The following is a 1,026-nucleotide window of genomic DNA, read 5'->3' as shown; positions in this document are numbered from 1 at the left end:
CCACCGGCAGCAGGCGTTCATCTCGTCGGTCATGCAGGAGCTGCAGGCCACGGGCACGTTCACCAACATCGACAAGCTCAAGAACCTGATGGCGGTGGCGCGCAAGGACGTGGTGCTCTCGGCGGGGTGGAGCGAAGACATGATCCAGCGCCTGGGCGGGCTGGCCGGTGGCAACGTCGAGTTCCGGACGCTGCCGGTGGTGCGTTACGACAACATCGACGGCCAGGACGTCAACATCGTCGACCCGGCGGCGATCAAGGCGGAGGTGGCGGCGGCGATCGGGGCCGACACGACGACGACCGCGCCGAGCACCACCGCCGTGAAGCCGGATCCCACCACGGTCGTCGACGTGGTCAACGCCGGCAGCATGAGCGGTCTGGCCACCGAGGTATCCCGCGCGCTGAAAAAGAAGGGCTACACCCCGGGTCAGGTCCGCGACCGCGAATCCGGCGACCCGACCTCCACGACGGTCGAGTACGGCGCCGGCGCGCAAACCGATGCGCTGAACCTGGCCAACCTGCTCGGCGTGGACGCGCCGAAGCAGCCCAGCCCCAGGGTGCAGCCCGGACACATCCGCCTGACCGTGGACACCAATTTCACGATGCCCAGCCCCGACGAGACGCAGATGGACGACACCACGAGCACCAGCTCGAGCACCACGTCGACCAAGGCCAAGAGCTACTACTACAACGGCACGACCACGACCTACCCGACGCCCGATCAGGGCAAGCCGATCGATGGCGGCGGCGTGCCCTGCGTCAACTAGCCATCACGCTGCGCGGTGATCGCAAGCGCGGCGGAGCCGGGCGCGGCGGGTCGCCGCCATCAGGCTGCGCGGTGATCGCAAGCGCGGCGCAGCCGGGCGCGGCGGGTCGCCGCCATCAGGCAGCGCGGTGATCGCAAGCGCGGCGGAGCCGGGCGCGGCGGGTCGCCGCCATCACGCATGCGTGCCGCCATCGATCGGCTTGCCCTGATCGGGCGTCGGGTAGGTCGTGGTCGTGCCGTTGTAGTAGTAGCTCTTGGCCT

The 1,026-nt window shown here is 69.3% G+C and carries 1 protein-coding gene; it reads left to right on the top strand.

Features of this window, described 5'->3' with window-relative positions; translation table 11 throughout:
- Window positions 1-766 (top strand): LCP family protein (locus A5624_RS14235; protein ID WP_197518948.1); only part of this gene is annotated, 766 nt, incomplete at its 5' end.
- Between the last annotated feature and the right edge of the window lie 260 nt (window positions 767-1,026).

It is taken from the genome of Mycobacterium sp. 1482292.6, assembly GCF_001672995.1.
Taxonomy (GTDB): domain Bacteria; phylum Actinomycetota; class Actinomycetes; order Mycobacteriales; family Mycobacteriaceae; genus Mycobacterium; species Mycobacterium europaeum_A.
This window is presented reverse-complemented; position numbering and strand designations above follow the sequence as displayed.